This is a genomic window from Shinella sp. SUS2 (genome assembly GCF_001262505.1).
In the GTDB taxonomy this organism is placed as follows: Bacteria; Pseudomonadota; Alphaproteobacteria; order Rhizobiales; family Rhizobiaceae; genus Shinella.
Genome location: NZ_KQ410729.1, coordinates 297,846 through 320,085 on the forward strand (window position 1 = coordinate 297,846; position 22,240 = coordinate 320,085).

Here is a 22,240-nt window from a genome sequence, read left to right on the forward strand (position 1 = left end):
TCTAGCGTGCCAGCAGCCCGGCAATGCGATTTTTCAAGTGCAGCGCCTCGCGGAAGACGAAATCGCCGGCCGTCAGCAACGGATGACCCTGCCGGGCGGCCCGCTGGCTTTTCAGTACGGCCTTGCCTTCGCCCTTCGGACGGGTGCCGTTCTTCTCCACCACATCGGCGATCAATGCGACGAGGTTGTGGTCTTCCAGCACACGCCGCCGCGCTTCGCGGATGGCGGGCAGCCGCTTTTCATATTCGTTGTTGTCGATCGCCTCGCGCATGATGCGCCAGGCCTCGTCCGGCTTGCGGATGTCGATGGCGATGAAGCTCTCGGCCGGAAAATAGTCGGCGGCGTTCGGTGCACCGAAATAGAAAGGCAGCGACAGGCCCAGAAAGGGGTCGGCCAGCTTTTCCGTGAAATGGTGCGGGGCGAGGTGGTTCTCGATGGCGATGTGGTACTTGTAGGGATCGATCGATTCCGCCTTGTCGTCGACCGGCCTATGGCCACGGCCGAAGACGTCGAGATCGGGCATGCGGGCGGCCATGGCCTGCGTGAAATCATAACGCAGCCGGTGCAGCGTATGACCCTGCCGCTTGGTCGAGCAGACCGTGCCGATGACCTTGGTCTTTTCCGGAAAATGGCCGGCAATCTCGTCGGCGGTCACCAGATGACGGCTGCCTTCGCCATAGAACCAGCGCAGGCCCGCCTGGCTCCAGATGCGGCCGGGATGGCGGAGCGCAAAGGGTTCCTGGCTCGTTACCACATGGCCGAACTGCCGCGTGAAAGCGCGGCCGTAGATCTTGATGCCCGACGGCTCGGTGGTGAAGAGGATGGTGTTTTCGGGTGCGCAGGCGAGATCTTCCACCCGCATCGAGCGACGCTCGTTGCCGGCCGACGGCAGGTTCTCGTAGACCGCCAGCCAGTCGTAGTTGCGCGCCTCGGGATCGAAGGTGAAGACGAGGCCGCGCGATGCGGAGAAACCGGACGGCACCTGCCGGGCGAGGGGACTTATGCCATGGGTCCGGTTAACCCGATCCATGACCTTGACCACCGTCGGGCCGGTGCCGTTCTTGCCTGTGGAAAGCATGGGGCTCCCTTGTCCATCACCCCCAGGTGACGGCGAGGATCTCGTAGGCCTTGGAGCCACCCGGCGCGTTCACCTCGATCGAATCGCCGACTTCCTTGCCGATCAGCGCACGGGCGATTGGCGAGGAGATGGAGATGCGGCCCTGCTTCACGTCGGCTTCCTGGTCGCCGACGATCTGGTAGACCTTCTCTTCCTCGGTGTCCTCGTCGACAAGCTTCACCTTGGCGCCGAACTTGATCTTGGATCCGGACATCTTGGAGAGGTCGATCACCTCGGCGCGCGCGACGAAGTCTTCGAGCTCCGTGATGCGGCCTTCATTGTGGCTCTGGGCTTCCTTGGCAGCGTGGTACTCGGCATTTTCCGACAGGTCGCCATGGGCGCGTGCCTCGGCAATCGCCTCGATGATTCGCGGACGCTCTTCCTGCTGACGCCAGCGCAGTTCTTCCTGCAGCTTGACGAAACCGCCCTGAGTCATCGGTACCTTTTCAACCATTTTATCTTGTCCTTCAGCCCGCGCCGCCCAAGCTATCGCCTGCGCGAACGCAAAAAGAAAACGGTCTCCAGAGAAGATTCTCCGGAACCGTCGAAAGCAATTGAACGACCCTTATAACAGATTGAGTCGTCCGAAAGCCAGTTTTTTCGCCGCAGGCCGGCCTCCGCCCACAATTGGTCGAGCAAACATCCGTTGCAGGTGTGTCGTCGATCTCTCGGATGACGTGTGGCCCCGAGGTAGGGAGGACAGGCGGAAAACAAAAGCCGGGCGACGGGCGCCCGGCTTCTGCGATCCTGTGGAGAAAGGGTCTTTCTCAGAAATAGGCCTGAAGCGGCCGTACTTCCAGCTGGCCCTGCTTCAGGGCCTTGATCGCCTTGGCGGCGGCGTCGGCGCCGGCCATGGTGGTGTAGTAGGGCACCTTCTGCATCAGCGCGGCGCGGCGCAGCGACTTCGAATCCGAGATCGCCTTGTTGCTGTCCGTCGTGTTGATGACGAGCTGGACCTGGCGGTTGCGGATGGCGTCTTCGACATGCGGACGGCCTTCCTGCACCTTGTTGACCTTGACCGCCTCGATGCCGTTTTCGCGGAGGAAGCGGGCGGTGCCCGAGGTCGCCATCACCTTGAAGCCGATCTCCGTCAGAAGGCGCACGGTGCCGAGCACGCGCTCCTTGTCGCCGTCCCGCACCGATACGAAGACCGTGCCTTCACGCGGCAGGTCGACGCCGGCGCCGAGCTGGGATTTGGCGAAGGCCAGCGCGAAATCCGTGTCGAGGCCGATGACCTCGCCGGTCGAGCGCATTTCCGGGCCGAGCAGCGTGTCGACGCCCGGGAAGCGGGCGAAGGGGAAGACGGCTTCCTTGACGGCGATGTGCTTCAGGTTGCGCGGATCCGGCTTCTCGCCATAGGCGGCGATGGCGGCGTCGAGCGTTTCGCCGGCCATGACGCGGGCAGCGATCTTGGCGATCGGTGCGCCGATGGTCTTGGCGACGAAGGGCACGGTGCGCGAGGCACGCGGGTTCACTTCGAGAACGTAGATCGTGCCGTCCTTGATGGCGTACTGCACGTTCATCAGACCGCCGACATTCAGCGCCTTGGCCAGCGCCTTCGTCTGGCGCTCCAGCTCGTCGACGATCTCGTTGGAGAGCGTGTGCACCGGCAGCGAGCAGGCCGAGTCGCCCGAATGGATGCCGGCTTCCTCGATATGCTCCATGATGCCGGAGACGAAGACGTCCTTGCCGTCGCAGAGCGCGTCCACATCCACTTCCACCGCGTTCGACAGGTAGCTGTCGAAGAGCAGCGGATTCTTGCCGAGCAGCGTGTTGATCTGGCCGGTCTTGTCGTTCGGATAGCGCTGCTTGATGTCCTCAGGCACCAGTTCCGGAACCGTGTCGAGCAGGTAGGTCTGCAGCATCGATTCCGAATGGATGATCTGCATGGCGCGGCCGCCGAGCACGTAGGACGGGCGTACGACCAGCGGGAAGCCGATTTCGCCGGCGATCAGGCGCGCCTGTTCGACGGAATAGGCGATGCCGTTGTTCGGCTGGGCAAGGTCCAGCTTCTGAAGGAGCTTCTGGAAGCGGTCGCGGTCTTCGGCAAGGTCGATCATGTCAGGCGCGGTGCCGAGGATCGGGATGCCGTTCTTTTCCAGGGCCTCGGCAAGTTTCAGCGGCGTCTGGCCGCCGAACTGCACGATGACGCCGACGACTTCGCCGTTGGTCTGCTCGGCCTTCAGGATCTCGATGACGTCTTCGGCCGTCAGCGGCTCGAAATAGAGGCGATCTGATGTGTCGTAGTCGGTCGAGACGGTTTCCGGGTTGCAGTTGACCATGATCGCTTCATAGCCGGCATCCTTCAGCGCGAAGGCGGCGTGGCAGCAGCAATAGTCGAACTCGATGCCCTGGCCGATGCGGTTCGGGCCGCCGCCGAGGATGACCACCTTCTTGCGATCCGAAATGCCGGCTTCCGAGCGCGTCGCGCCTGCGAACGGCGTCTCGTAGGTCGAGTACATGTAGGCGGTGGGCGAGGCGAATTCGGCGGCGCAGGTGTCGATGCGCTTGAAGACCGGGCGCACATTGAGGCCGTTGCGCAGTTCCGCGACTTCCTTCGGGCGCTTGCCGGAGAGCGTGGCGAGGCGCGCGTCGGAGAAGCCCATGGCTTTGAGCATGCGCAGGTTTTCGGCGTCCTCAGGCAGGCCGTGCTCGCGGATGCGGGTCTCCATGTCGACGATGGCCTTGAACTGTTCGAGGAACCACGGGTCGATCTTCGAGCCTTCGTGCACCTCTTCCAGCGTCAGACCGAGACGCAGCGCCTGGGCCACCATGCGCAGGCGGTCCGGCGTCGGCGTGGAGATGGCTGCGCGGATGGCGTTCTTGTCGTTGCCGTCGCCAAGGCCGGGGATCTCGATCTCGTCGAGGCCGGTGAGGCCGGTTTCGAGGCCGCGCAGCGCCTTCTGCAGCGATTCGGCGAAGGTGCGGCCGATCGCCATGACTTCACCGACCGACTTCATCGCGGTCGTCAGCGTCGGCTCGGCGCCGGGGAATTTCTCGAAGGCGAAACGCGGGATCTTCGTCACCACGTAATCGATCGACGGCTCGAACGAGGCCGGGGTCGCGCCGCCGGTAATGTCGTTCTCCAGTTCGTCCAGCGTGTAGCCGATGGCGAGCTTTGCGGCGATTTTCGCGATCGGGAAGCCGGTCGCCTTCGATGCCAGGGCGGAAGAGCGCGAGACGCGCGGGTTCATCTCGATGACGACGAGGCGGCCATTGGCCGGGTTGACGGCGAACTGCACGTTCGAGCCGCCGGTCTCCACCCCGATCTCGCGCAGCACCGCGATCGAGGCGTTGCGCATGATCTGGTATTCCTTGTCCGTCAGGGTCAAGGCCGGAGCGACAGTGATCGAGTCACCGGTGTGCACGCCCATCGGGTCGATGTTCTCGATGGAGCAGATGATGATGCAATTGTCCGCCTTGTCGCGGACGACCTCCATCTCATATTCCTTCCAGCCGAGAACGGACTCTTCGATCAGCACTTCCGTCGTCGGCGAGGCGTCGAGGCCGGAATTGACGATCTCGAAGAATTCCGAGCGGTTGTAGGCGATGCCGCCGCCGGTGCCGCCGAGCGTGAAGGACGGGCGGATGATGGCGGGCAGGCCGATGACGTCGAGCGCCTGCGCGCCGATCGCCATGGCGTGGCTCATGTAGCGCTGCTTGCGGTCGGTCTCGCCAAGGTTCCACTGGTTTTCCAGCTCGTCCAGCGCCTTGTCGAGGGCGTCGCCGGAAAGCTCGGCTTTCAGCTTGGCGCGCTCGGCCTCATGAACCTTGCGGTCCTGATCCTTGATCTCGGTGGCGTTGGCGAGCAGCGAGCGCGGGGTTTCGAGGCCGATGCGGGCCATGGCTTCGCGGAAGAGGGCCCGGTCCTCGGCCATGTCGATGGCGGCGGGCTTGGCGCCGATCATCTCCACATTATAGCGGTCGAGCACGCCCATGCGCTTGAGCGAGAGGGCGGTGTTGAGCGCCGTCTGGCCGCCCATCGTCGGCAGAAGCGCGTCCGGACGCTCCTTGGCGATGATCTTGGCGACGACCTCGGGGGGGATCGGCTCGACATAGGTGGCGTCGGCAAGACCTGGGTCGGTCATGATCGTCGCCGGATTGGAGTTGACGAGGATGACGCGGTAGCCTTCCTCCTTCAGCGCCTTGCAGGCCTGGGTGCCGGAATAGTCGAATTCGCAGGCCTGACCGATGACGATCGGCCCCGCGCCGATGATGAGGATCGATTTCAAATCTTGGCGCTTGGGCATCTCTTTATCCGTTCTCTTCGCTTCGGCCGCGTGCGCGAAAAACCGGCATGGCGATGGGTTCACCGGGCCGGGCGCGCAAAAATGGTCTTTCAAGGCTAGAAGCGGCTTATAGGCAAATGCGCGGGCGAGCGGAACCCCGAAAATGGAGCAATCGACAGGAAATATGCTGGCCCGCCGCACGGGCAGCCTCAGGCGCGCGCGCCGTCGATATAGGCCTGGATCGAGCGGCCAACCTCCGCGACCAGCCGCGTGTGCGGCAGCGCCACGACGGGGGGGAGCTTCAGCACGTAGCGGGTGAAGGCGAGGCCGAGGATCTGGGTTGCCACCAGACCGGCGACGGCGGGCGTGTCCGGTCCGGCCAGCCGTGCGATGGCGGGGGCGACCTGGGTTGCGAAAATCTCGTGCAGCCGCGCGGCGGCCAGCTCGTTCGATGCGGCCGAGCGCAGAGCGATCGGCAGGGCGGTGGTGCCTCCGTCGCCTTCCCATACGGTGAGGAAGTGTCGGACCAGCGCCTCGCCTACCGCGTTGCGGGGAAGGGCGGAGAGATCGGGCAGCCGGAGATCGAGATCGGCCGCGCGCGCAAACAGGGCGTCTTTTCCGCCGAAGTAGCGGATCACCATGGCCGGGTCGATCGCGGCGGCGGCGGCGATGTCGCGTACGGTCGTGCCGTCGTAGCCCTTTTGCGCGAAGAGCAGGCGCGCGGCCTCCAGAATGGCCTCGCGCGTACGGTCGGACTTCGTTTTCTTCACGGGAGAATCGGTCATGGTGTGAAAATGCCAACGCATGTTGACAAATTCAAGCGCCCGACATAAAAGTCAACGTATGTTGATTTCTATGGAGCGTGAACCATGGTGCCGCAGGAAACCGATGTGCTGATTGTCGGGGCAGGGCCGACCGGCCTTGCGCTGGCCGCTACCCTGCAACAGGCAGGCCTGCGGCCTGTCATCATCGACCGTCTTGCCGCCGGTCAGAATACCTCGCGTGCCGCTGTCATCCATGCCCACACGCTGGAGGTTCTGGAGCGGCTCGGTGTCACGGACGCGCTGGAGCGCCGTGGCTTGCAGCTCACCCGCTTCGCCCTGCGCGACCACGACAAGGCGCTGCTGGAACTCGACTTCTCCACGTTGCCGTCGCGCTACGCCCAGATCCTGATGATCCCGCAGGACGAGACCGAGGCGATCCTTGCCGACCGGCTGGCGAGCCTCGGCGGCACCGTTCTGCGTGGCATTACGGCGACGAGTATCGAGCGCGATGCGACCGGGGCGGTGGCTCACGTCGATACGCCAGAGGGGCCGCGGACCATCCGCGCCCGCTATGTCGTCGGCGGCGACGGTATGCACAGCGTCGTGCGCGAAGCTGCGGGCATCGCCTTCGACGGCGAGAGCTACGCCGGTTCCTTCGTGCTTGCCGATGTCCATATGGACTGGCCTCTCAGTGCGGAGGTGACGCTGTTCTTCTCGCCGGAGGGCATGGGCGTGGTCGTGCCGCTGCCGGGACACCGTTATCGCATCGTGGCGCCTGTCGGGGACGCGCCCGAAGCGCCGGATGCGGCTTTCGTGCAGGCGCTGCTCGATGCCCGCGGCCCGCGCAAGGTTCCGGGCCGCGTGCGGGATGTTCTGTGGAGTTCGCGCTTCCGCGTGCACCACCGCGTCGCCGCGCGGTACCGGTCCGGCCCGTTCTTCGTCATGGGCGATGCCGCCCATGTGCACAGCCCGGCCGGCGGGCAGGGCATGAACACGGGGCTTGTCGATGCCGTCGTGCTCGGCCGCCTGCTTGCCGACGTCCTTCTCGGCAAGGCGCCGGAAGCGACGCTCGACCTTTATGAAGAAAAGCGCCGCCCGGCCGCGGTGGAGGTCCTGGAGCTTGCCGGCCGATTGACGCGGATCGCGACCGTGCGCAGCCTCGCCGGCCGTATTCTGCGTAATCTTGTGCTGCGCGTCGTGGGTGCCTCGCCGGTGTTCCGCCGCAAGCTGGTGCTCAACCTCTCCGGCCTCGCCCGCAAGGGGCTCGGGATGGTTCCCCCACGCTGAGTTGCGTGCTGTCTCTACCTGCCCATTCAGTCCGTCGCAAGAAGTTCCGGCAACTCCTTGAGGACGCTGTCCCGCGCACGCAGGCTCGTGCGTGGTTCCAGCTTCTTTTCGTCCTGTATCAGCCGGGCGAAGACGACGGTGCGGTCGTCGCGGCGGGCCCAGCCGACATACCAGCCCCACGGCCGGGCATAGTCGAGATTGCCGTCGGCCTTGCGGGGATAGGCCATGCCCGTCTTGCCCTGCGCGCCCCAGCCGTCCGCAAGGTCGCGCCGCTCCAGGACTTCCATCGCCCGGTCCATGGCATCGGCGGAGACCGGCAGTTCATGGTTCACCAGTTTCTTCAGGAACGCCACCTGCTCGCGCGGCGAGATCTTCAGCGAGGAGGCGATCCAGGCGCGTTCCAGCCCGTTGTCCTTGCCCGGGTCGCCCGTCATGTCGGCATTGCCGTAGCCGAAGGCATCGGCATAGTCGCGCAGTTGCTCGTGGCCGAGGAACTCGGTTATGCGCTGCGAAAACCAGACGATGGAAAATTCCATCCAGCGCTTGGGCGTCGCCGGCTGGCGCCAGGCATCGCCGCCCCAGTCCGGATAACCCTTCATGAAGGGCAGGACCGGCTCGTTCGCATCTTCCAGGAAGCCGGAATCGTAGCCCATCACGGCGAGCGGTATCTTGAAGGTGGAGGCGGGTGTCACGCGGCTCTCGCAGTCCCCTTTTTCCAGGATGACCTCATCATTCACCGCATCGGCGACGATTGTACAAATAATGCGGGCCTCGGCCGGCGCGCCGAAGCCTGCGGCCAGCAGGATACCGGCCGCGAAAAGACGCATGTTCATCACGTTTTCCTCGAATTTTGAAGGGCTTGTGCATTCTGGATAGCAATGTCTTGATGGGCTTGCAAAAGATCAATACTGGTCTCAGCCATTAGGAAAACTGGGGCTTCGCCATGGTTCGGCCATATCTGCCGTTGAACGCCTTCCGCGCCTTCGAGGCTTCTGCCCGCCATCTCTCGTTCACACGGGCCGCGATCGAGCTGAATGTCACGCAGGCCGCCGTCAGCCACCAGGTCAAGAACCTGGAGGAGCAGCTGAACGTCGTGCTCTTCAAGCGCCTTCCGCGCGGGCTGATGATCACGGCGGAGGGGGAGAGCCTGCTGCCGGTGCTGCGTGACAGTTTCGACCGAATGGCCGATGCGGTGGAGCGGTTTCGCGGCGGCCATGTGCGCGAAATCCTGACGGTCGGGGCCGTCGGCACCTTCGCTGTCGGCTGGCTCCTGCCGCGCCTTGCGGCGTTCCGCGAGCGCCATCCCTTCGTGGAGGTGCGGCTGTCCACCAACAACAACCGGGTCGACCTTGCCGCCGAAGGGCTCGACTTCGCCATCCGCTTCGGTACCGGCGCCTGGCACGGCACGGATGCGGTGCGCCTCTTCGATGCGCCGCTCTCTGTGCTTGCCATTCCGGCCGTCGCCCGCGCTCTCAGGGAGCCTGCCGATCTTCTCGGTCTGACGCTGCTGCGCTCCTACCGCCGCGACGAGTGGACCCGCTGGTTCGAGGCTGCCGGCCTGCCGCGTACGCCGCCGCCGCAGAATGCGATCGTCTTCGACACGTCGCTTGCCATGATGGAGGCCGTACTGCAGGGGGCCGGCGTCGGTCTTGCCCCGCCGCTGATGTTCTCACGCCTTCTGGCGGCCGGCGCCGTCGTCCAGCCGTTCGAGACCAGCCTTGCGCTCGGCAGCTACTGGCTCACCCGACTGCAATCGCGCAGCCTCAGCCCCGCCATGGCCGCCTTTTCCGCCTGGCTGGCCGCGACGGTGGCCGAGGAGGGGCTGAGCTAGGCTTGCAGGCCCGGCATGACCAGCACCTTCACCTCGCCCGGCCGCGGCGGGTTGGCGATGGCGTCCGGCAGCTCATCGAGGCCGATGCGGCGGGAGACGAGGCAGTCGACCTTTATCGTGCCGGAGGCGATCAGGGCCGCGGCGCGGCCATGGGTGAAGGGATTGAGGAAGGAGGTGAGGATCCTGACCTCGCGGAACAGCAGGTCGAAGGGCTCGAATTCCACCTTTTCGCCCTGCGGCAGCACGCCGAGGATGACGACCGTGCCGCCGTTGCGGGCAAGCTTCGGCGCTTCGGCGATGGTCTCGGCCACGCCCGCGCATTCGATGACGACGTCTGCGCCGCCGGGCAGCAGGCCGTCCTTGCCGGCTATGCCCTCGATGGTGTTTCCCGCAGCCGGGTCGAAGGTTTGGGCGGCGCCGATCTCCCCGGCGAGTTTCCGGCGCACGGCCTGGCGGGTGACGAGGACGACCGTGGTTGCTCCGGCGAGGCGGGCGAGCTGTACGGCCAGCATGCCGATCACCCCGCCGCCCAGAACCACGACGGTGCTGCCGGGCTTGATGTCGGCCATGTCGGTGCCATGCAGGCAGCAGGCGAGTGGCTCGCAGAACGCGCCGTGTTCCGGCGGCAGCGAGAGCGGCAGTTGATAGGCCTGCTTTTGCGGCACCAGCACATAGTCGGCAAAGCCGCCGTCGCGGTGGATGCCGATCGCCTGCAGGGACTCGCACAGATTGACGCGGCCGCGCCGGCATTGTGAACAGCGGCCGCAATGGATGTTCGGGTCGCCGGTGATGCGCATGCCGGGGCGGAAACCGATGACGTCCTTGCCGGTGACTTCGACGATGCCGGAGAATTCATGGCCGAGCGTCACCGGCGGCCGGCAGGGGAACTCGCCGTGGAAGAGGTGGCGATCCGTGCCGCAGATGCCGGCGGCCTCGATGCGGACGAGAAGATCGTCCGGGCCGGGCACCGGCTTTTCCACCATGCGCACGAAGAACCCGCCGATCGCTTCCAGCCGCGCCGCTTTCATCCCGTCCTCCCGCTTTCCTCAAGGAGATAGGACCTGCAACGGCGCGGCCGGTCAAGGCCGCTCCGTCTTCACGTCAGGTTGCGGCGGCGCTCCAGCTCGGCATCCGTCGGCGTGTCGAACTCGAAGGAGCCTGTCGTCACCTCGCCGGCGCGGGCATATTTGCTGATGACGATGCCGTTCTCGCTACTGCGCGAACTCACGAGCGTCAGGGTCCGGGGGAAGGAGGCGTCGCCAAACAGCCGCTTGCCCTTGCCGAGAATGACCGGGAAGGTGAAGACGTTGATCTCGTCGACGAGATCGTTCTCGAACAAGGCCTTGAGAAAGCCGGTCGATCCCTGCGTCAGGAGGTCCGGCCCGTCCTCGCTCTTCAACGCCTTGACGGCGGCAAGCGCGTCCGGGCCAAGCACATGGCTGTTCTGCCAGGTGGCCTTGAAGGCCGGATTTCGGGTGGCGACATACTTGTTGATGCGGTCGAACAGCGGGCCGATCGGATCATCGGCGCCGGCATAGGGCCAGTGTGCGGCAAAGATATCGTAGGTCTTGCGGCCGAGCAGCAGGTCGAAGGGTTTTGCGAAGAGTTCGCCGATCGTCGCGCCCGCCGTTTCGTCGAAGAACGGGGCGACCCAGCCGCCGAACCGGAAGCCGCCGATCGGGTCCTCCTCCGGCCCGCCCGGCGCCTGCATGACGCCGTCGAGGCTGACGAAGGCGCTGACAACAATCTTTCTCATGGATCTTCTCCCGATGGTTTGATGGGCCGATATCTAGAGACGCAGGAAAGAACGGCGATCCGACAGGCGTGCAAAAATTCAGCCCCAGCGGGCACGCACCGCTTCGGCGCAGCTGCGGCTGACCGGGATTTCCTGCCCATCCCTCAGAAGGATCGCCAGCCGGCCCTCCGTCCGCAGCAGCCTGTCGACATGGGCATCGGCCACGAAATGCGAGCGATGTACCTTGAGGCCCGGCGTGTCGCCGCATTCCGCTAGCGCGTCAGAAAAGCGCAGCAGGATCAGCTCGCGGCCGCGACTTGTCGTGACCTGCGTATAGTGGTCGGCGACGGTCATGTGCAGGATGGGCCCGCGGCTCTCCGGCTTCAGCCGGCGCATGAGGGGAATTTCGGTCCGGTCCTCCGGAGCTGTCGCCGGTGGGGACGCGGCGGCCAACGCCTCGGTCTGCTTGCTGCTCATCGTCATGAAGGTGAGCGCGCAGAACAGCGCCGAGAGGAGAAGCCCCGTTGCGATGCTTTCGGCGATCCTTTCCGGGGTCAGCGTGCCGCCGAAGGTCATCAGGCTGATCGCCTCCGTGGCCAGTCCGACAGGCGCGCTGGCCACCACCGTGCCGAGCGCCATGCGGGGCAGGAGGCCTGGCACCTTCCGCCGGAAAAGCGTGTTGACGGCGACGATGGCGACCACCGCAATGCCCCAGGCGACAGCGTGCAGCACGAGCCAGAAGCCGAGCCTCGGCACGGTCGCCAGCCGCTCGCCCGTGCCATAGGGGCCGGTCACCCAGAAGATCAGCACGACGGCGCCAAAGGTCGCCCAGAAGCGCCGGGCGCTGAGGAAGACCTGCAGTTCACGAAGCGCGGATTGCAGGAGAGGGCGTTCCACGAAGTTTACCGTCCGTTCGGGCCAAAGCGTTTGAGGCGGCCCGATCAATGGCGGAAGACGGCGGCGAATTCAACCATTCCGGAGCCCGCTATGACTCTCGAGCCGCTTCTTGCAGCCCCGCCTGCCGTGCAGTTTCATGTCGCCACCGTCCTGCCTGCTGCGGTGCTGGGCGCCGTCCTGCTCGCCCGCCCGAAGGGCACAGCCTTGCATCGCTGTCTCGGCAAGGTCTGGCTGCTCCTGATGGTGCTGACGAGTTTTTCGACCTTCTTCATCCACGACCTGAAGACGGTCGGCGATTTCAGCCCGATCCACCTGCTCTCCGTCTATGTCATCGTCGGCAGCGTCCCTGCGATCCGTGCCGCCCGCCGCCGGGATATCCGCGCGCATCGCGGCCATGTCGCCGGCATGTATTTCGGCGGCATCGTCGTCGCCGGGCTGTTCACCCTCGCGCCCGACCGGGTGATGGGCGCGATGATCTTCGACGGCGCCTCCGGCTTCATGAGCGTGCTCGCGGCTGCGGTCGTCAGCGCGCTCCTCGTTGCGGCGGGGGCTCTTGCGGCGCGCCAGGCCGGCTGGGTGGAGCGTTTCGAGGCGGTTTTCCGTCGGCGCTGAGGCCTGCTTTTCGTTTTGCATGGTGGCGCGGCAGGCCCTATAAGTCGTTGCTGAGGAACGAATTCATGCGATGAGCGTTCGTCGGCAATCAATTCGGGGAAATGCGCCATGGAATGGAAAGGTCGTCGCCAGTCGGGCAATATCGAGGACCAGCGCGGAGCCGGTCCTTCGGCGGGAGGGAGCAATCCGTTCGGCCGCGGCAATGGCGGTTTTCGCATTCCGATGGGTGGCGGGCGCCGTGCCGGCGGGGGCATGAGCATCGGCACCATCATCTTCCTCGTCGTCATCTATTTCGTCTTCAAGGCGATGGGCATCGACCTGTTGCAGGTGATGGGCCAGGGCGGCGGGCAGGTCAGCATGCCGGGCTTCGAGCAGACGGAAAGCGCCAGCCGTCGCGCCTCGCCGCAGGAAGAGGAAACCAAGGCCTTCATGGCGACGGTTCTCGCCGAGACGGAAGACACCTGGAACGGCATCTTCCAGGCGGCCGGCGAGCGGTATGAGGAGCCGAAGATGGTGCTCTTCTCGGGCTCCGTGCAGTCGGCCTGCGGCTTCGCCTCGGCGGCTTCCGGCCCGTTCTACTGCCCGGGCGACCGCAAGGTCTATCTCGACATGAGCTTCTTCGACGAGCTCGCCGGCAAGTTCGATGCGTCCGGTGACTTCGCGCAGGCCTATGTCGTCGCCCATGAAGTCGGCCATCACGTGCAGAATCTCACCGGCGTACTGCCGCGCTTCAACCAGCAGCGCCAGCGCATGAGCGAGGTGGAGGCCAACCAGATGTCGATCCGCGTCGAGCTTCAGGCGGACTGCTATGCCGGCATCTGGGGCAAGTATACCGAGCAGAAGGGCCTGCTGGAGCGGGGCGACCTGGAAGAGGCGCTGAACGCCGCCACGCAGATCGGCGACGACACGCTGCAGAAGCGCATGCAGGGCTATGTCGTGCCGGAAAGCTTCAACCATGGTACGTCCGAGCAGCGCCGCCGCTGGTTCAAGCGCGGCTTCGACACCGGCCGGGTCGATGCCTGCGACACGTTCAAGGGCGATGTATGACGGAAGCGCCGGCAGCATTGCCGCTGTCGGCGACCTTCAGGTCTTCTTCGACGATCAGGGTATATTTGGTCGTGTGCGTCAGGGCGACGGCGAGCGCGACCGCAAGCATCGGCACGGCGATCGCCAGATTGCCGCGCAGCTGCCAGAAGAACGGCCGGTGTACCACCTTCACCCAGACGAGAAGGGCAGCCGGAAGCATACCGAAGACCAGCATGTGAACGGCAAGCTGCAGTGGCTGGAAGGACGCTTCTGCGCGGAAGACGCCGTCCTCGTCCATGAGCCAGGCAGCGGCTGCCGCGACGAGAAGCAGCGCCACGAAGAGCGGCTTCATCACCTGTTTCCAGGACGCGGCGACACAGGTCGCGATGAAAAGGCAGAAGACCCCGCCCGTCACCAGCGCGAGCGTGCCGGGGCGGGCGCCGAGCAGCGCCCAGCTCTCCGTCCAGAAATCGCGGCTGGTGACGAGGAAGAGGTAGAGGCTGGTCACCAGGCTGACCGTCAGGCTGCCGAAAGCGGGTCTGGGGAAGCGAAAGCCTGCGGTTGGGCGACGTGACATTGCCGGTCCTCGGAAACGGATACGCAAGGGCCCATCTTGCCGCCCTTCGTTACCGGCGAATGACAATCGTGCCTCTTTGCGATCACTTCTCCCACGGCCAAGCTGACAGGTCGCTGACGGCTCAGGCCGCCGCGGCGGGAGACGGGCCGCGCCGTGCGGTGCGGTCCGCCCTGCGGCCTCAGGTCCGCTTCTCGCTGTCCATATGCGCCAGCATGGCGACCGGATAGCGCTCGCCCGCGGCGGCGTCCCTCGGCAGCGCGGCTTCGATTGCGGCAAGGTCGGCTGCACTGAGCACGATCTTCTGCGCGCCAAGCGCCTCGGCGAGGCGATCGCGCCGGCGGGCACCGACGAGGGGGACGATATCGACGCCCTGTGCGGCGACCCAGGCAATGGCGAGCTGGGCGACGGTTGCCCCCTTTTCGTCCGCGACGCGGCGCAGGGCTTCGACGAGCGCCAGGTTCGTGTCGACATTGCCGTCCTGGAAGCGTGGGCTGAAGGCGCGGAAATCACCGCCATTCGCCGCACCCTTCCGCCAATGGCCGCTGATCAGGCCGCGCGACAGCACGCCATAGGCGGTCACGGGAATGCCCAGCGCCCGGCAGGTCGGCAGGATGTCGTCCTCGATGCCGCGCGAGATCAGCGAATACTCGATCTGCAGATCCACGATCGGATGCACCGCCGCGGCGCGGCGGATCGTTTCGGATCCCACCTCGGACAGCCCGATATGGCGGATGTAGCCGGCCTTCACGAGGTCGGCGAGCGCCCCCATCGTCTCCTCGATCGGCACCGCCGGATCGAGGCGGGACGGGCGGTAGATGTCGATATGGTCGGTGCCGAGCCGTTGCAGGGAATAGGCGAGGAAGTTGCGGATCGCCGCGGGGCGGGAATCATAGCCGCTCCAGACACCATCCGGCCCGCGCAGCGCGCCGAACTTCACGCTGAGCACCACATTCTCGCGGCGGCGGTCTTTCAGCGCCTCTGATATCAGCATCTCGTTGTGGCCCATGCCGTAGAAGTCGCCGGTGTCGAGAAGGGTGATGCCGGCGTCGAGCGCGGCATGGATGGTGGCGATGCTTTCCGCCCGGTCGGCCGGGCCATACATGCCCGACATTCCCATGCAGCCGAGGCCGATGGTGGAAACGACGGGGCCGGCCTTGCCGAGATTGATGGTCTTCATGGCGCTTCTCCTGTGCGTGCCTTTCGATCGACGCTCTTTTACCGCGATGGGCCTTGTGCGATAATCTGACCTACTCTGAACAAGTCGTGCGGTTTTCCGAACAATGAGCCAGATCCCGCTTGCCGATCTCGATGCCTTCGTCGCCATCGCCCGGGTGAAGAGCTTTCGCGCGGCCGCCAAGTTGCGCGGTGTTTCCGCCTCGGCGCTCTCGGAGGCGATGCGGCGGCTGGAGGGGCGGCTTGATCTTCGCCTCTTCAATCGGACGACACGCAGCGTGACGCTGACGGATGCGGGTGCGCGCCTCCTGGAGCGGCTCGCGCCGGCGCTGGCCGAGGTCGAGGCGGCGATTGACGGGGTGAACAGCCTGCGCGACCGGCCGGTCGGCCGCCTCCGGTTGAACGTGCCCGGCATCGTCGCCCGCTTCGTCCTGCCGCCGATCGCCACGCCCTTTCTCAAGGCCTATCCCGGCATCACATTGGAGGTTGCCTCCAACGACGCGCTGGTGGATGTGCTGGCGGAAGGTTTCGATGCCGGCATTCGCTATGAAGAGGCGCTGCACCAGGACATGATCGCGGTGCCGATCGGCCCGCGCCGCCAGCGTTTCGTCGTGGCCGCCGCGCCGTCCTACATCGAGGTGCACGGGGTGCCGGAACATCCGCGCGACCTGATGCAGCATCGCTGCATCCTGCACCGCTTCGCCAGCGGTCGCGTGCTGCACTGGGCCTTCGAGCGGGGCGAGGAGAAGATCTCGCTGATGCCGCCGGCCTGCCTGATCTCCGAATCGAACGAGGTGGAGCAGCACGCCGCCCTCGCCGGCCTCGGCATCGTCTGCACCTTCGAGGAGTTCCTGGCGCCGGCCCTTTCCTCCGGCGCTTTGCAGGTCGTCATGCCCGACTGGATCCAGACCTTCTCCGGCCCCTTCCTCTACTATCCGAGCCGTACCCTGATGCCCGCGCCGCTGCGCGCCTTCGTTGATTTCGTGAAGGCGCATCCCCCGCCGCAATAAGGCCTTTCATCAGCGGATCGCGACCAATTCATCAAAAAGTTTGCGATGTTCACGGATTGTTTCGCGGCAAAAAGTGAAATAGAAGTCGTTGCCTGACATTTTTGCCTGCATCGGCAGGCCGCTATCCTTCCTGGGGTGAAACCATGATCGATGCCAGGTCCACCCGGCGCGGGCTCTTTCTCGTCTTCATGATCATGTTTCTCGACGTGATCGGCATCGCCATCATCATGCCGGTACTGCCGACATACCTGCGCGAGTTGACGGGCGACGATATCAGCCAGGCGGCGATTGACGGCGGCTGGCTGCTGCTGGTCTATGCCGGCATGCAGTTCCTCTTCGCGCCGTTCATCGGCAATCTCTCCGATCGCTTCGGCCGGCGGCCGGTGCTGCTCGCCTGCATTCTCACCTTCGCCATCGACAACCTCATCTGTGCGCTGGCGACCAGCTACTGGATGCTGTTCGTCGGTCGCGTGCTGGCGGGCATCAGCGGCGCCAGCTTCGGCACGGCCGCCGCCTATATCGCTGATGTCTCGACGGACGAGACGCGGGCGAAGAATTTCGGGCTGATGGGCATCGCCTTCGGTACCGGCTTTGCGCTCGGGCCGGTCATCGGCGGGCTTCTCGGCGAGTTCGGCCCGCGCATCCCGTTCTACGGGGCGGCGGTGCTCGCCTTCCTAAACTTCGCCGCGGCCTACTTCCTCCTGCCGGAAAGCCTGGAGACGGGCCATCGCCGCCGGTTCGAGCTCGTCCGCGCCAACCCGCTCGGCGCCCTCCTGCAGATGCGCAACTATCCGGGCGTGCTGTGGATCGGTCTGGTCTTCTTCTGCTACTGGCTGGCGCACGCCGTCTATCCCTCCGTCTGGTCCTTCGTTTCGGCGCTGCGCTACGGTTGGAGCGAGGGGCAGATCGGCCTGTCGCTCGGCATTTTCGGGGTCGGCGGCGCCATCGTCATGGCGTTCGTGCTGCCGCGCGTGGTGCCGAGGATCGGCGAGTTCCGCACGGCGGTCATCGGCCTTTCCTTCGCCGTGCTCGGCCTGTCCGGCTATGCCGCCTCGTACCAGGGCTGGATGGTCTATGCGGTCATCCTTCTGACGGCGCTTGAAGGCCTCGCCGATCCGCCGCTGCGCTCGATAGCTTCCGCCCGCGTGCCGCCCTCCGCCCAGGGCGAATTGCAGGGCGCGCTGACCAGCGTTTCCAGCATTACCACGATCATCGGCCCGTTGATCTTCACCCAGGTGTTCAGCCACTTCACCGGACCGACGGCGCCGGTGGCCTTCGCCGGGGCACCATTTGCGCTTGCGGCGCTGATGCTCTTCGTTGGCCTTGTGATCTTCGTGGTGAAGTTGCGCGGCGCGGGAACCGGCCCGAGCGGAAGTCTGGCGACGGAAGGCGCCTGAAGCGCTTTCAAACGTGACATTTTGACGAAATTTCCGCGTGCAGGCATCGCGCGGCACCGCATTCCGGCATTTTTGATGAAAGCATCAAATCAATTCGATTGATCGCGGCTGGAAGTTGTGATCCGAAGCGATGCGAAAGTGAGAACTATCATGCACATGGCACCGCATCGCGAGAACAACGGCTGGGGCGCGCATTTTCGCGCGACTTTCGCCCTCGGCGTACCGTTGATCGGCGCGCAGCTCGCCCAGCTCGGCATTCACACGACGGACGTGGTCATTCTCGGCCGCCTCGGCGCTGCGCATCTCGCAGCCATCGTGCTGGCGAGCTCCCTTTTCTTCACCATCTTCATCCTCGGCTCCGGTTTTGCCAATGCCGTCATGCCGATGGTGGCGCAGGCCTATGGCCGTGGCGATCCGGTCTCCGTGCGGCGCGCCGTGCGCATGGGCATGTGGGTGGTGCTGCTCTATTCCTTGCTGATGATCCCGCTCTTCTACAATGCGGAGAACCTCCTGCTGCTCGCCGGCCAGAAGCCGGACGTGGCGGCGCTGGCCGGCAGCTATCTGAAGATCGCCCAGTGGGGCATGGCGCCGGGGCTGCTCTTCATGACGCTGCGCGGTCTCGTCAGTGCGCATGGCCGGGCCGGCATCGTGCTCTATGTCACGATCATCATCCTGTCGGTCAACGCGTTCTTCGCCTATGCGCTGGTGCTTGGCCATTTCGGTTTTCCGGCCATGGGCATCGAGGGGGCGGCCATCGTCTCGTTCGGCGTCAACCTCTTGAGCTTCGTGCTGCTGACGGCCTATATCCAGTCGCGTGCCGACATGCGCCGCTACGAGCTCTTCGTGCGGTTCTGGCGGCCGGACTGGCTGGCCTTCCGCGAGGTCGTCCATCTCGGCCTGCCGATCGGCCTTACCATGCTGGCAGAGGTCAGCCTCTTCAGCGGCGCCTCGCTGCTGATGGGCAATATCGGCACGCTGGAACTGGCGGCGCACGGTATCGCCCTGCAGCTCGCTTCCATTGCCTTCATGGTGCCGCTCGGCCTTGCCCAGGCCGGCACGGTGCGCGTCGGCGTGGCGCATGGCCAGGGCGATCACCTCGGCGTGGTGCGTGCCTCCTGGGCGGTGCTGGCGGTCGCGGCGGTCATCGCCGTTGGCGGCGGCGTGCTCTTCGCGCTCATCCCCACCACGCTCGCCTCGATCTTCCTCAACAAGGCGGGCAAGGATTCGGTGGCTGTGCTGGCGATTGCCGGCCCCTTCGTGGTGATCGCCGGCGTCTTCCAGCTCGTCGACGGCCTGCAGGCGATCGCCGCTGGCCTGCTGCGCGGGTTGAAGGACACGCGCATCCCGATGATCCTCGCGCTGATCTCCTACTGGCCGATAGGCTTCCTCGCCGCATGGTTCTTCGCCTTTCCGGCCGGCTTCGGCGGCATCGGGGTCTGGTTCGGGTTCCTTTGCGGTCTCTCGGCGGCCTCCATCCTGCTCAACTGGCGTTTCTACCGCCTGGTGACGCGGGGCGTGCCGGCGGCCCGGCCGATTTGAGAGGCCGGCAATGACCGGCCCCGCCGCCAGCATTGAGGAGATCCGCATGCTGGAGGAGGCGCTGCATCGCCCGGAGGTCCGCGGTTCACGTCCGGCCGTCGAGGCGCTTTTGGCGGAAGGCTTCGTCGAATTCGGCAGTTCCGGTACCATCTACCATCGGGCGGAGATGCTCGACCTCCTGTCGGAGGAGGCGGACGAGCCCAGCGACGGAACGCTGGAGGCCAGCGACTATGCCCTGACGGCGATTGCCGAAGGCGCCGTGCTGCTCACCTATCGCACCTGCCGCCGGGCGGCGGACGGATCGGAGCGCCACGTCCTGCGCGCCTCGATCTGGAAGCTTGTGGGGGAGCGCTGGCAGATGGCCTTCCACCAGGGAACTGTGGTGCCGGTCTCGTTGTCCTGAGCGCCAAAACGAAAAAAGCCCCGGACATCGTCCGGGGCTTTGATCTGTCGGAATGGTTCAGGCCCGTTCCGGGATGGCCGCCTCGCCCTTCTTCTCGCGCACCAGATTGATGAAGCGACGGAAGAGGTAGTGGCTGTCCTGCGGGCCGGGGGAGGCTTCCGGATGGTGCTGCACGGAGAAGACCGGCTTGCCGACGAGGCGCAGGCCGCAGTTCGTGCCGTCGAACAGCGAGATGTGGGTTTCTTCCACGCCGTCCGGCAGGGAGGAGGAGGCGACTGCGAAGCCGTGGTTCATCGAGACGATTTCGACCTTGCCCGTCGTGTGGTCCTTGACCGGATGGTTCGCGCCATGATGACCCTGGTGCATCTTCTCGGTCGTGGCGCCGACGGCAAGGCCCAGCATCTGGTGGCCGAGGCAGATGCCGAAGATCGGAATGCCGCTGTCGATCAGCGTCTTGATGACCGGCACGGCATATTCGCCGGTTGCCGCCGGGTCGCCCGGGCCGTTGGAGAGGAAGATGCCGTCCGGCTTCAGCGCCAGCACGTCGTCGGCGCTCGAGGTCGCCGGCATGACGGTGACCTTGCAGCCGAGGCCGGTGAAGAGACGCAGGATGTTGCGCTTGACGCCGTAGTCGAGCGCGACGATGTGGTACTTCACGTCGCTCTCGGCGAGATCCTCGTAGCCTTCGTTCCATACCCAGGGCTTCTCGCTCCAGCGCGAGGACTGGCCGGAGGAGGCGACCTTGGCGAGGTCGAGACCGACAAGACCGCTCCAGGCCTTCGCTTCGGCCTTCAGCGTCTCGATGTCGAAGACACCGTTCGGGTCGTGGGCGATGACGGCGTTCGGTGCACCGTTCTCGCGGATCCAGGCGGTCAGCGCGCGCGTGTCGATGCCGGAAAGGCCGATGATGCCGCGGGCCTTCAGCCAGCCGTCGAGGTGCTTTGCGGCGCGGTAGTTGGACGGGTCCGTGATGTCGGCCTTGAAGATCGTGCCGACGGCGCCGTGGCGCGCGGCGGGGGTCAGGTCCTCGATGTCCTCGTCGTTGGCACCGATATTGCCGATATGCGGGAAGGTGAAGGTGACGATCTGGCCGAGATAGGACGGGTCGGTGAGGATTTCCTGGTAGCCGGTCAGCGCCGTGTTGAAGCAGACTTCGGCGGTTACCTTGCCGGTGGCGCCGATGCCCTTGCCTTCGATGACGGTGCCGTCGGCAAGAACGAGCAGGGCGGTCGGCTTTTCAGTGGTCCATGCGGGGGTCGAGGTCATGAGTATCCCGTTTCCGGCGCCTGGCCCCGGGCTTGAAAGCCGATGGACCGGGCACCATTTAAGATCGCAGGCAAAGGCGCGCGGAAGCCCGCGTTGGTTCGCCCTGATTGCCGATTTTCGTGCAGGTGCCGGAAAATAGACAAAGCGGATGACGGGGTCAACCGTTGCCTGTGGATTGCGTGGAATTATAAAGCGTTGAAATTCAATTGCTTGCGCAATCCGTTTGCCGGCAGGCCCTCTGCCGGTCTATGAGCATGCACAATCGAACGATGATTGAAGCCCAAGCCGCGCATCCGGCGCCGGCGGCTTCCAATGGAGAAAATGATGCGCGATACGATCGCAAACGCCCTCAAGGATGCACTCAAGGCCAAGGATGCCTGCCGTGTCTCCACGCTGCGCCTGATCCAGGCCAAGCTGAAGGACTGCGACATCGCCAACCGCGGTGTCGGCAAGGGGCCGGTCGAGAACGACGAACTGCTGCAGATCCTCGCCAAGATGATCAAGCAGCGCGAGGAATCGGCCAAGATCTTTTCCGAGAACGGCCGCCCGGAGCTTGCCGCGCAGGAACGCGAGGAAATCAAGGTCATCGAGAGCTTCCTGCCCGAGCAGATCTCCGAGGACAAGATGAAGGACATCATCGCCGCCGCCATCGCCGAAATCGGCGCGCAGGGCCTGCGCGACATGGGCAAGGTGATGGCCGTGCTCAAGGAGCGTTATCCCGGCCAGATGGATTTCGCCAAGGCCTCCGGCGTGGTGAAGGACCTTCTGAAATAGGCCGGTGACGAATTTTTCGGCCGCCCTTTTTGTTGGGGAACTATCCCGGACCGCACGTATTCCGTGCAATCTCCGGAAGCCAAAGGTGCCGAATCCTGCTATGATGGCCGCTAGGAGCCCGACGATGCGGCGATGAGCGTCCATCGGCTCGCCCCGGCGAAGTGCATGCGATGCCGCCGGATATGTTTTTGCGTTGATGCCCGGTGGCCGTCTCAAGGAGGCCAAGCCGATGCGCGTGATGTTCCTTCTTTCCCTTGCGCCGCTCCTTCTTGCGGGACCGGCTTCCGCCCATGACGCGGCGAGCGGCTGGCAATACGAGGCCTTCTGCTGCAACGGCAACAGCGAGACCGGCGACTGCCAGATGATCCCCGCGCGGTCCGTGCGCGTCATAGCGGGCGGCTACCGCGTGATGCTGGCGCCGGGCGACCATCGCCTTGCCACCCGTGCTCACATCTTCCTTCTGCCGCAGGATACGACGCGTCGCTCGCAGGACGGCGAGTACCATCTCTGTCTCTACCCGACCGAGGACACGCCGCGCTGCTTCTACGCGCCGGACATGGGGTTCTGACGGTGCCTGTGAATTGCTGTGGGCAGGCGACTATC

21 protein-coding genes are annotated in these 22,240 nt (G+C 65.2%); 10 read left to right on the top strand and 11 right to left on the bottom strand.

The features are described from left to right. Position 1: 1 nt before the first annotated feature. From AKG11_RS13490 to AKG11_RS13505, 4 genes are all read right to left on the bottom strand, one after another. Entirely contained in the window at positions 2-1,078 is a 1,077-nt protein-coding gene (locus AKG11_RS13490) for a glycosyltransferase family 10 domain-containing protein (RefSeq protein ID WP_245290101.1), read from the bottom strand. A 16-nt stretch (positions 1,079-1,094) separates the two neighbouring features. Next, the gene (gene greA / locus AKG11_RS13495) at positions 1,095-1,571 is read right to left on the bottom strand and encodes a transcription elongation factor GreA (protein WP_024271251.1); all 477 of its coding nucleotides are present in this window, start codon (positions 1,569-1,571) and stop codon (positions 1,095-1,097) included. Between the two features lie 313 nt (positions 1,572-1,884). After that, a complete protein-coding gene (gene carB / locus AKG11_RS13500) occupies positions 1,885-5,367 on the bottom strand; it encodes a carbamoyl-phosphate synthase large subunit (protein WP_050744207.1) in 3,483 nt (1,160 codons plus the stop codon). 188 nt (positions 5,368-5,555) lie between these two features. Next, positions 5,556-6,131: a TetR/AcrR family transcriptional regulator gene (locus AKG11_RS13505; protein ID WP_023515100.1), complete on the bottom strand. Its 576-nt coding sequence runs from the start codon at positions 6,129-6,131 to the stop codon at positions 5,556-5,558. Between the two features lie 84 nt (positions 6,132-6,215). On the opposite strand from AKG11_RS13505, the gene AKG11_RS13510 reads away from it, so the two are divergent. Beyond that, positions 6,216-7,397, top strand: a complete 1,182-nt coding sequence (locus AKG11_RS13510) for an FAD-dependent oxidoreductase (protein WP_050744208.1) — start codon at positions 6,216-6,218, stop codon at positions 7,395-7,397. 26 nt (positions 7,398-7,423) lie between these two features. On the opposite strand, the gene blaOXA is transcribed toward AKG11_RS13510, so the two are convergent. Beyond that, on the bottom strand, positions 7,424-8,230 hold the full coding sequence (blaOXA, locus tag AKG11_RS13515) for a class D beta-lactamase (protein ID WP_050744209.1): 807 nt from the start codon (positions 8,228-8,230) through the stop codon (positions 7,424-7,426). A 110-nt stretch (positions 8,231-8,340) separates the two neighbouring features. On the opposite strand from blaOXA, the gene AKG11_RS13520 reads away from it, so the two are divergent. Beyond that, positions 8,341-9,228 (top strand): LysR family transcriptional regulator, encoded by an 888-nt coding sequence (locus AKG11_RS13520; protein ID WP_050744210.1) that lies wholly within the window; start codon positions 8,341-8,343, stop codon positions 9,226-9,228. Here the strand turns inward: AKG11_RS13520 and AKG11_RS13525 are convergent. From AKG11_RS13525 to AKG11_RS13535, 3 genes are all read right to left on the bottom strand, one after another. Further along, the gene (locus AKG11_RS13525; protein ID WP_023515104.1) at positions 9,225-10,256 is read right to left on the bottom strand and encodes a zinc-dependent alcohol dehydrogenase family protein; all 1,032 of its coding nucleotides are present in this window, start codon (positions 10,254-10,256) and stop codon (positions 9,225-9,227) included. The genes AKG11_RS13520 and AKG11_RS13525 overlap by 4 nt on opposite strands. Before the next feature lie 68 nt (positions 10,257-10,324). Beyond that, positions 10,325-10,984: a dihydrofolate reductase family protein gene (locus AKG11_RS13530; protein ID WP_023515105.1), complete on the bottom strand. Its 660-nt coding sequence runs from the start codon at positions 10,982-10,984 to the stop codon at positions 10,325-10,327. Positions 10,985-11,062: 78 nt separating this feature from the next. Next, positions 11,063-11,860, bottom strand: coding sequence for a LytTR family DNA-binding domain-containing protein (locus tag AKG11_RS13535; protein ID WP_050744211.1), 798 nt, complete (start codon positions 11,858-11,860; stop codon positions 11,063-11,065). Between the two features lie 90 nt (positions 11,861-11,950). On the opposite strand from AKG11_RS13535, the gene AKG11_RS13540 reads away from it, so the two are divergent. Both AKG11_RS13540 and AKG11_RS13545 read left to right on the top strand, forming a co-directional pair. Further along, the gene (locus AKG11_RS13540) at positions 11,951-12,472 is read left to right on the top strand and encodes a DUF2306 domain-containing protein (protein WP_050744212.1); all 522 of its coding nucleotides are present in this window, start codon (positions 11,951-11,953) and stop codon (positions 12,470-12,472) included. 108 nt (positions 12,473-12,580) lie between these two features. After that, positions 12,581-13,519 (top strand): KPN_02809 family neutral zinc metallopeptidase, encoded by a 939-nt coding sequence (locus AKG11_RS13545; protein ID WP_023515722.1) that lies wholly within the window; start codon positions 12,581-12,583, stop codon positions 13,517-13,519. Here AKG11_RS13545 and AKG11_RS13550 read toward each other — a convergent pair. After that, positions 13,503-14,075, bottom strand: a complete 573-nt coding sequence (locus AKG11_RS13550; protein ID WP_050744213.1) for a phosphoethanolamine transferase domain-containing protein — start codon at positions 14,073-14,075, stop codon at positions 13,503-13,505. The genes AKG11_RS13545 and AKG11_RS13550 overlap by 17 nt on opposite strands. 178 nt (positions 14,076-14,253) lie before the next feature. Then, on the bottom strand, positions 14,254-15,252 hold the full coding sequence (locus AKG11_RS13555) for an aldo/keto reductase (protein ID WP_050744214.1): 999 nt from the start codon (positions 15,250-15,252) through the stop codon (positions 14,254-14,256). A 103-nt stretch (positions 15,253-15,355) separates the two neighbouring features. Between AKG11_RS13555 and AKG11_RS13560 the strand changes: the two genes are divergently transcribed. The 4 genes from AKG11_RS13560 to AKG11_RS13575 all read left to right on the top strand — a co-directional run bounded on the left by AKG11_RS13560 (position 15,356) and on the right by AKG11_RS13575 (position 19,597). Beyond that, a complete protein-coding gene (locus AKG11_RS13560) occupies positions 15,356-16,258 on the top strand; it encodes a LysR family transcriptional regulator (protein ID WP_023515719.1) in 903 nt (300 codons plus the stop codon). 143 nt (positions 16,259-16,401) lie between these two features. Continuing rightward, a complete protein-coding gene (locus AKG11_RS13565; RefSeq protein ID WP_050744215.1) occupies positions 16,402-17,655 on the top strand; it encodes a TCR/Tet family MFS transporter in 1,254 nt (417 codons plus the stop codon). 150 nt (positions 17,656-17,805) lie between these two features. Next, positions 17,806-19,194 (top strand): MATE family efflux transporter, encoded by a 1,389-nt coding sequence (locus AKG11_RS13570; RefSeq protein ID WP_050744216.1) that lies wholly within the window; start codon positions 17,806-17,808, stop codon positions 19,192-19,194. A gap of 10 nt (positions 19,195-19,204) precedes the next feature. Further along, entirely contained in the window at positions 19,205-19,597 is a 393-nt protein-coding gene (locus AKG11_RS13575; protein WP_050744217.1) for a nuclear transport factor 2 family protein, read from the top strand. 57 nt (positions 19,598-19,654) lie between these two features. Here the strand turns inward: AKG11_RS13575 and carA are convergent, their stop codons facing one another. Then, on the bottom strand, positions 19,655-20,863 hold the full coding sequence (gene carA, locus AKG11_RS13580; RefSeq protein WP_023515715.1) for a glutamine-hydrolyzing carbamoyl-phosphate synthase small subunit: 1,209 nt from the start codon (positions 20,861-20,863) through the stop codon (positions 19,655-19,657). 324 nt (positions 20,864-21,187) lie between these two features. Here carA and AKG11_RS13585 point away from each other — a divergent pair, with 324 nt between their 5' ends. Together AKG11_RS13585 and AKG11_RS13590 are read left to right on the top strand one after the other, a co-directional pair. Next, positions 21,188-21,637, top strand: coding sequence for a GatB/YqeY domain-containing protein (locus AKG11_RS13585; RefSeq protein WP_023515714.1), 450 nt, complete (start codon positions 21,188-21,190; stop codon positions 21,635-21,637). A 238-nt stretch (positions 21,638-21,875) separates the two neighbouring features. Then, positions 21,876-22,205: a hypothetical protein gene (locus AKG11_RS13590; RefSeq protein WP_082342425.1), complete on the top strand. Its 330-nt coding sequence runs from the start codon at positions 21,876-21,878 to the stop codon at positions 22,203-22,205. The last annotated feature ends 35 nt before the right edge of the window (positions 22,206-22,240 follow it).